The organism is Chryseobacterium sp. 2TAF14, assembly GCF_052115105.1.
Classification (GTDB): domain Bacteria; phylum Bacteroidota; class Bacteroidia; order Flavobacteriales; family Weeksellaceae; genus Chryseobacterium.
The window spans coordinates 1-9,272 of the sequence record NZ_JBFRGA010000100.1 but is presented as its reverse complement, the minus strand read 5'-3'; the positions used below and the strand labels follow the sequence as shown (position 1 = coordinate 9,272).

Below are 9,272 nucleotides of genomic sequence, written 5' to 3'. Positions count from 1 at the left end.
CTCATTTGCAGCGTCGATCAAAGCATTAGCTTCTTCTAATTTTGTGATTAGAATCTTATAAATATCCGCATCATTATCATATTTTGGTGTGGTATTCTGCTGTCCCATGAAAGCTTCACTATAAGGGGCATCGCCATACAAATCTACAATATATTGCATGTAGTATGCCTTCATAATTTTAGCAATGGCAATATAGTAATCTTGTTTATGGTCAGTATTTGCAAATCTCTCCATTTGGTCAAAATTAGCAACTCGAGGATATAAACCTTCCCAAATACCTCTATAGAAAGTATTGTCTACACTTGACAAGCTAAATTCTCTAGAGTATGGACCAGCAATAGTATATGAATTTCCAGCCCAGCTATTCATCATAAGGTTTCCAAATTGCATCATCGTTCCTGCCTGTGTTCTATAAGCCTGGCTAATAGCACCCGGAAGTATGAGCTCAGGAGTGATTTGCTCTGCCTGTACTGCATTAGGATTATCATTGACATCTAAATAATCGTTACTACATGATGTAGCTGTAAAACTTAAAGCAGCAGCTAAAATTGTTATTAAAAATTTATTGTTTTTCATTTTGTTTAATTAAAAAGTTGCATTAAGGTTAAAACCAAAAGTTCTCATGCTAGGATATTGTCCTGTCACTGCAATTCCACCAGCATTACCTGTTGTATTAGCCGTTTCCGGATCGTTAAAGTTTCTGTTATCTTTAGCGTAAATAAAGAATGGATTTCTTGCGTATACACCTATTGACAAAGAATTTACAAATGTGCTTCCAATAATTGATTTTGGTAAATCATAGCTTAAAGCAATTTCTCTTACTTTTAAAGCTGTACCATCAACAACAAATTCTTCTCCTATCGACGAGTAAGCTGCAGTTGTAAAGTAATTCATTACCCCAAAATAACTATCATCATTACCTACCGGTGTAGTATTTGCAACGTATTGTCCATTAATAAGCTGAACAGAATTAGGAATTACATAACCTTTAGATCTATCAAAGTCAGCTGTTTTTTCCGAAGCTCCTGTGGAACCTAAACTTTCTTTTACCAATGATACAAAGCTATTTCCTGTTCTGTAATCTGCAGTTGCGCTTAAGGTAATTCCCTTAAATTTAAATGAGGTGCTAAATCCTAAAATATAATCTGGGTTTACTTTTCCTAAAACTTCAAAATTTGATGTAGCCAAAGGATTACCATTTGCATTTACAATGATATTACCATTGGGATCTCTTTGGTATCTTGTTCCTTTAATAACCGGAAAGTTTTCACCTTTCACAGCAAATATACCAACATTTGTAGTAGTAGAATTATATAAAGCTACTTCATCTGCTCCATCTGCTAATGATAAAATTTCTGTATCGTACGTTGAATAAGATCCTCTTATTTTCCATTCAAAATCTTTTGTTTTAAAAGGTGTAAAGCCTAAATCGACTTCAAAACCTTTGTTTCTGCTATTTCCAATGTTATCTTGGAAATTAGTAATACCCGAAGCTGAAGAAGTAGAAATAGTAGTAATAAAGTTTTTATTATCATTTCTAAATATCGATCCGTCAAAAGTAATTCTGTCTTTGAAAAAGCCCAATTGTAATGAAGCTTCTTTAGACAAATAAAATTCAGGTTCAATATCTTGAGCAAAAATTGTTGTTGTAGGCAAATAAGATGATTGAGATCCGAAAGGATATCCTGTCGGGAATGCACCAACTCTATCCAATCCGTACAGACCAATAGTAGAACTGTTTCCTACTCTACTGTAGTTTAAACTTACTTTTGCATAGTTTAAAACTTTTCCTTGAAGAGCTGCAAATGCTTTCGTAGGAATAAAAGAAGCTCCAAAAGAATAATAAGGATAACCTTTGTTACTGAATGGCAACTGAACCCCTTCTATCGTAACCGGATTCACACTTGTAAGAGAACTTTTTTCATATCTGACAGTAGAGTTAAAATATAAGAAGTTCTTATATGCTAAATCTAAATTGGCAAACCATGCAAAAGATCTTTGTCTGGTGTTACTATTATCAAGTCTAGAAAATAGATCTGGCTGCAATACGTTATTGATATGATACCATCCCGGAATTTTAAGATTTTGACCTCCAACCTGAGTAGTAGAGGTAGATGCATCTTGAATATTATGACCCACGTTAAGCTTGAAGTTTAGATCATCTGTGAAGTCATAATCAAAATTAGCCATCAAATCACCATAATATCTAAAACTTGATGATACCGTTTTATAATAATTTGAAACGATTGGATCAAGACCATAATCTACCGGTGACGTACCATCAATAGGAGTATCTGTACCGTCATATATTCTATCAAAAGCAAAAGCATTAAGATGGCTTTCTTGAACTGAAGAACCAGAAACAGCAGTTCCTGCATAAGTGAATGAAATATGATCATTCAACTTATATTCCATGTTAATCAATCCGGTGAATATTCTGTCTTTAGTATCTGCTCTATCATTATCAATAGTCCAGTAAGGATTAACGGTATAAATACTATAACTTGCATCGGGAAGAGAATATCTGAATTGTCTTACGTCAACATTTGTTGGAGTTTGAAGTAGCTGCCCATAAAGGTTAGAATCAGTAGTTGATGTTCTTCTGTCTAAATAATTTACGTTTCCATCAATTCTAAATTTTCCTAATTGCTTTCCTGCTTTTAAGATAAAATTGTTTCTTTTTAAATTATCTTTTTCCACTACAAAGTCATTTTCAGCCCTGTTAACAGATAAGAAAACATAAGAATCAGAACCTCCTGCTGTTACAGATAGTCCATTTTGAATTAAAACACCAGTTTTAAAAAAGTTAGACATTCCATCTTTTTTATAACTAAAAGTTTCTCTCAACCAAGAATTATCAGCTTGAGGCATACCCACAATTAATGACTGTCCACCTAAAACAGAAGAATATGCCGGTCCCCAGTTTGTATTTTCATAAGGAGTCCAGTTAGCTCCATTATAATCTGTTGTGTCAAAAGTATCTCCCGGGTAACCTTGTCCGTAAAGCTTTTGTCTGATTGGCATTTTGAAGACAGTAGAAAAATCAATTGAACTTGTTAAATTAAATTGTAATCTTTCATTTTTTGTTCCTCTTTTTGTTGTTACAACAATAACTCCATTACTACCTCTTTCACCATATAAAGCTGCTCCTTGCATCCCTTTGATAATATTCATATTATCAATAATTTCTGGCGGTATATTTTGTAAAATTTCTAATGTTGAGATTACACCATCAATCACAACTAATGCCTGGTTATTTCCCGAGATCGATCTTGGTCCTCTGATTACAACCCTTGTTGAGGAATTAACAGAATTGTTAGTTGTATTAATCTGCAAACCAGATACCTTACCCGTTAAAGATTGAACAGCGTTTGGGTTGTTTGCCTGTGTAATTTCAGCACTATTCACAACTTGGTTAGTAGAAGTTACTGCATCCTGTCTTTTTTTTAGTCCTAGTGCTCCAGTAACCACTACTTCACGAATGTCCTGGGTTCTTAAAGAATCACTTTGTGTTTCTTGAGCATGTACCATGGCAATTGATGAAGTAAGCACCACAGCGAGAATACTTGTAGTTAATTTATTCATTTAATTTTTTAATTTTTTTGTGACTGTAAAGTTGTGAAATTTCTGTTAATAAACTCTTAAAATTTTTAAAAAAAATTAACTAATTTTAAAAAATTTAAATTTATTCACTTGTAATGATAATTCATTACTATTTTTTAATTATCTAATCACAAAAACAATTAAAAACATATAAAAAATAAAAAAAATTAGATAATTTGTATTAATTTATTAATTATTACTGTTTCACTTAATTTTAATTTATTTTTAAATAAAAAGAGAAGCGGTTATTGCTTCTCTTTTTGTTATAATGAGTTATTTTTTATTTTTTCTTACCTCTTTGCTGCTCTTGCGCTCTCTGTGCGTCCTGAGCTTTCTCCATCATTTCTCTCATTCGCTTCTGGAATTTCCCTTCAGCTTTAGGCTTTTCTTTGTTTGCCTGAATTTGGGCATGAATTTTCTTTTCATCAAGAATGACATATTTAATTACGAGAATAATCAAAATATTAATGGCATTCGATACAAAATAATACCAAGATAAACCAGATGCAGAAGTATTCAGGAAGAATAAGAATGTGATCGGGAAAATATACATAATCACTTTCATATTTGGCATTCCTTCCTGTTGAGGTTGCTGCATATTTCCTGAAGTCATTACCGTATAAATTAAGATTACAACTGTACAAGCCAACGCAAAAACACTTAAATGATCACCTAAGAAAGGAATTTTAAATGGTAATTTAATCAAATCGTCATAAGCTGTAAGATCTTTTGCAAACCAGAACCCTTGTCCTCGCAGATCGATAAAGTTTGGAAAGAACCTGAATAATGCATAGAAAATAGGAATCTGAACCAATGCCGGAAGACATCCCGCCATTTGATTAACACCTGCTTTTCTGTACACTTCCATGGTAGCCTGCTGCTTTTTCATAGGATCTGCATCTTTGAACTTAGCATTCACTTCATCAATTTCCGGACGAATTACCTTCATCATCGCACTCAATTTATGCTGTTTGTACATAATTGGTGACAAGATTAATTTAACGATAATTGTCATTAAGAAAATTACCCAACCCGCAGTTAATCCCCAATCAGCAATGATATTGTACATCGGCATGAAGAAATAACGGTTCATTCCACCAATGAAAGACCAACCTAATGGTAAAATTTCGTCAAAGTTTTTATCATAAGATTTTAATAACGGTAAATCCAACGGCATAAAATACCAAGTGAAGTCCTGATTAAATTCTCCACCGTTCATGGTAACAAAACCTTCGAAGTTTAATTTTTTCAGATATTCTCCTTCTTCGATCGTTTCCTGATTTCCTTTACTTTGCGTGAAACCTGTTTTAGATTCTATCACAGAAGAGAAAAACTGCTGTTTTACACCAATCCAGTTAAGCGTTTCTTTAGGTTCATCCATTGTCGTTCTTCCATCATACTCATAATCTTTATAATTATTGAAAGCATAAGAAAATTCTGAATGAGATTGTTCCTGAGCTCTACCCTTTTCTACATTTCTTACCTGATAATCCCAGATAAAATCTGCTTTGTTATCAGAAGTTACGTTGGCCAAACCTTGAGTTCTTACTTTAAAATCTAAAGTATATTGATCTTTAAGCTCAGCTTTAGGATTATTATTTAATGTATAAACAAATTGAATAATAGCTCCGTTGTAGTTTGCCGTTAAAGTAACAGAATTGTCCGTAACAACAGGCGAAAACACCAAATTTTTGGTATTAACCGTTTTCCCTGATTTATCTTTGAACTGGAAACCATAGCTCGAGTTATTTTTAGTAATCAGATTCAGCGGAAGATCAGCTTTGTCGGTTTTTTGGTCGTAAGCTTTGTACTTTAAAAGCTCAACTTTTGAGACCTGCCCTCCCAAACTTGCAAATTCAAGTTTCAATTCATTGTTTGCCAAATTAGAAACCTGAATGGCTCCCGGAGTTACATTAGGATTGATGTTGGCTGCAGGAGTAGGCGTTACAGCTTTTTTAGCCTGTTCTGTTTTTTGTTGCTCAGTTTTCAGTTTTTCTTCTTCAGCGCTATTCCTCTGGAAATAAAACATGAATCCGAAAAGAACCAAACATAAAACCGCAAAACTGATAATCTGACTTTTATCGAGTCCGTTGTTCTGTTGCATTTTATTTTTATTAAAATTTTAAATATTTAAATTAAAAACATTTCAAATAATTTAAAACGAAAGCTTAAAATTATCTGAAACATTAAGAAAATAAGTTGTAAAGATTAATTAAGGAATATCAAAAGATATTTTTAAGCATATCGCCTTAAATTCGTTTACGAATCCTTAATAATTCTTTTATTCTCAAATGCCTTAATGTTTAAAAACTAAAACATATTTACATTTTATAGCATTGCTATATTTTAGAGTCGACAAAAATACTGTTTTTTTATCAAAACTCTATACTATAATATGTTACTATATAATAAACTCAGGCTGAGAATAATCAGTCTGAGTTTATATATAACGTTTGTAATTTTAGAATTACTTTATTTTGAAGTACAAGCCTTAATAAATGCTCTGAACAATGGATGAGGCGTTGCAACTGTACTCTTGTATTCAGGATGATATTGTACCCCTACATAGAACGGGTGATCAGGCATTTCTAATGCCTCAACCAAGCCTGTTTCAGGGTTTCTACCGGTTGCCAGAAATCCGTTTGATTCAAATTCTCCGATATAATCACTGTTGAATTCATATCTGTGACGGTGTCTCTCAGTAATATTTTTTGCTCCGTAAATGTCGTTCAGTTTTGAACCGTTCTTCAAAGTACATTTCCATGCTCCAAGACGCATTGTACCGCCTTTGTCTACCACATTTTTCTGTTCTTCCATTAAAGAAATTACAGGATGCTCAGTAGAAGTATCAAATTCCATCGAGTTGGCTTTAGAATAACCTAAAACATTTCTCGCAAATTCAACGGTCATGATCTGCATTCCCAAACAGATTCCCAACATCGGAACTTTGTTTTCTCTTGCATATTGAGCGGTAAGAATCTTTCCTTCGATACCTCTGTCACCAAATCCCGGTGCAACCAAAATACCACAAACTCCGTCTAAGGTTTTCTTGATATTTTCGCTCGTTAAATCTCCACTGTACACCCATCTTACTTTTACCTCAGTTTCCAAGTCTGCACCTGCATGTTTGAAAGCTTCAGCAATTGAAATGTATGAATCTTGCAGAGAAACATATTTTCCAACCAAAGCAATTTCTACAGTTTTCTTTGGATTCTGAAATTTTTTCAGGAAAGTTTTCCAGTCTTTAAGATCTGCTTCTTTGTCACTTTTCAGATCTAATTCTTTAAGAACCACATCATCAAAGTTTTGCTTCTGAAGATACATCGGAACTTCATAAATGGTTTCAAGATCTTTGCATTCAATAACATTTTCTAAAGCAACGTTACAGAACTGAGCCAGTTTTGCTCTCTGATCTTTCGGAATTTTATGCTCTGTTCTACAAACCAAAACATCCGCCATAATTCCGCTTTCCATTAATTGGCGAACAGAATGCTGAGAAGGTTTTGTTTTTAATTCTCCACTTGAAGCCAAATAAGGCAATAATGTAAGGTGAATTACCATAGAATTATTTTCACCCAACTCCCATTTTAACTGACGAACAGTTTCTATGTAAGGCAAAGATTCAATATCTCCTACAGTTCCACCGATCTCAGTAATGATGATATCGTAGTTCTGCTTAGATAAAATTTTAATTCTACGCTTAATTTCGTTCGTAATATGAGGAATTACCTGAACTGTTTTTCCAAGAAAGTCTCCTTTTCTTTCTTTTTCGATAACCGTTTGGTAGATTTTCCCTGTTGTAACGTTGTTGTTTTGAGAAGTCGGCGCATCAAGATAACGCTCATAGTGTCCTAAATCCAGATCCGTCTCTGCGCCATCTTCGGTTACATAGCATTCTCCGTGTTCATAAGGGTTTAATGTTCCTGGGTCGATGTTAATATAAGGATCCAGTTTTTGGATGGTTACATTAAAGCCGCGCGATTTTAGCAGAAGTCCCAGAGAAGCAGAAACGATTCCCTTTCCCAAAGATGAAGTTACACCTCCTGTCACAAAGATGTACTTTGTATTCTTTTTACTCATTAGATTAGGTTTGTGCAAAGTTAGGGGAAAAAGAAATGCAAAGCAATTTTGTAGACGTTTTAAATTTTAGATTTAATTTTATTTTAATTGGAAAAGCCGATTACAAAACAAAAAAGGTTTCTCAAGTAATTTTGAGAAACCTTTCACCTAAACCAAATTATATATATGAAAATTATTTTTTCGCTAATTCTAAAAACAAACTTACCTCAACATCTTTTGCAACACCTGCTCCTGTAGGATCATATTTAATATTATAATCTAACCTGTTTATTGTAAACTTTGTCTGCAAGCCTGCAACTTCTTTTCCTTGCTGGTTTTTTGCAATTCCGCCAAAAGTTACCGGAATGCTGATCTCTTTGGTTACATCTTTAATCGTTAATTTACCTTTTAAGATATAATTATTACCTTTTTCTTTTGTAAAAGACGCACTTTCAAAACTCATTTCCGGGAATTGATCGGCGTCGAAGAAATCTGCACTTTTTAAATGCTTATCTCTCATCTCCACTCCTGTATTTATAGATGAAGTAATTACCGTAAAGTTAAAATGACCGTTATCTAAATTTGCACCCGGAGCATGAACTACACCTTTAAACTGATCAAATCTTCCCTGTACAAAACTGATTCCCATGTGTTTAATATTAAAATTAATTGATGAGTGTGCCGGATCAACTGACCACGTATTTTGTGCAAAAGTGAATACACTTACCAAAACCAAAGCAAAGCTTAATAGTATTTTTTTCATTTTATAAAAATTTATATCAACAAAGGTAATCACAGTTACAGTATAAATCATTGACCTATGATAATTTCTTATTTTTTTGGGGATATTATTTTTGAATATATTATATAAACTAAAAACATCAAGAGAAATACAATTATTGAATTACTGTACATCATTATTACCAAAAGATTTTCGTTTTGCTGATCTGTAAAATATAAAAACGGATTATTTCCTGAAATGATCAGGAAAACCCAATAAATACTTTCAAATAAAATGGCAATTTTCAATATTGAATTATAATTTTTCCTGAAGATAACTACTGTTACCAAACCGATTAAAGTAATTATTAAACAGAAAATCAGAACCATATAAGAATACATTCCAAAATTACCGCCCGGTAATCCTAAAAATTTCACAGTCCATTCTGTAAATTGGGTATGCAAAAGTGACATCACAATAAAATGAGTAAACTCAAAAAAATATTTTTCATAACCGAAAATTAAGTAAAATTAGGAAAGAAAATTTCAAAAAAAATATTGAACTTCGCAATATGGCAAAACTCAAAACAGCATATTTCTGTCAAAACTGTGGTTCACAATATCCTCAATGGACAGGACAGTGTAAAAACTGCGGTGAATGGAATACTTTAGTGGAAGAAGTCGTAGAAAAAACGTCTTCCAAAACACCACCTTTTTCAAAATCTAAACAACACGTTATCAACATCATCGAAGTTGAAGCCGTTGAAGAACCAAGAATAAAAACACCTTCAGATGAGCTGAACCGTGTTTTGGGAGGAGGCATTGTTTTAGGTTCTGTTACCTTAATCGGCGGCGAACCCGGAATTGGTAAATCTACTCTACTTTTGCAG

At 33.2% G+C, this 9,272-nt stretch carries 6 protein-coding genes and 1 pseudogene; 1 reads left to right on the top strand and 6 read right to left on the bottom strand.

Features of this window, described 5'->3' with window-relative positions:
• From AB4Y90_RS11400 to AB4Y90_RS11375, 6 genes are all read right to left on the bottom strand, one after another.
• Nucleotides 1–576 (bottom strand): SusD/RagB family nutrient-binding outer membrane lipoprotein (locus AB4Y90_RS11400; RefSeq protein ID WP_441557705.1); only part of this gene is annotated, 576 nt, incomplete at its 3' end.
• 9 nt (nucleotides 577–585) lie between these two features.
• On the bottom strand, nucleotides 586–3,585 hold the full coding sequence (locus AB4Y90_RS11395; protein WP_441557704.1) for a SusC/RagA family TonB-linked outer membrane protein: 3,000 nt from the start codon (nucleotides 3,583–3,585) through the stop codon (nucleotides 586–588).
• Between the two features lie 298 nt (nucleotides 3,586–3,883).
• Complete coding sequence (gene yidC / locus AB4Y90_RS11390) at nucleotides 3,884–5,707, bottom strand: membrane protein insertase YidC (protein WP_441557703.1); 1,824 nt, start codon at nucleotides 5,705–5,707, stop codon at nucleotides 3,884–3,886.
• Nucleotides 5,708–6,075: 368 nt separating this feature from the next.
• Complete coding sequence (locus AB4Y90_RS11385) at nucleotides 6,076–7,683, bottom strand: CTP synthase (protein WP_441557702.1); 1,608 nt, start codon at nucleotides 7,681–7,683, stop codon at nucleotides 6,076–6,078.
• A gap of 172 nt (nucleotides 7,684–7,855) precedes the next feature.
• Nucleotides 7,856–8,425, bottom strand: coding sequence for a YceI family protein (locus AB4Y90_RS11380; protein WP_441557701.1), 570 nt, complete (start codon nucleotides 8,423–8,425; stop codon nucleotides 7,856–7,858).
• A gap of 68 nt (nucleotides 8,426–8,493) precedes the next feature.
• Complete coding sequence (locus tag AB4Y90_RS11375) at nucleotides 8,494–8,856, bottom strand: hypothetical protein (RefSeq protein ID WP_441557700.1); 363 nt, start codon at nucleotides 8,854–8,856, stop codon at nucleotides 8,494–8,496.
• A gap of 98 nt (nucleotides 8,857–8,954) precedes the next feature.
• Between AB4Y90_RS11375 and AB4Y90_RS11370 the strand changes: the two are divergent.
• Nucleotides 8,955–9,272 (top strand): annotated as a pseudogene (locus AB4Y90_RS11370) (DNA repair protein RadA); the annotation flags it as partial.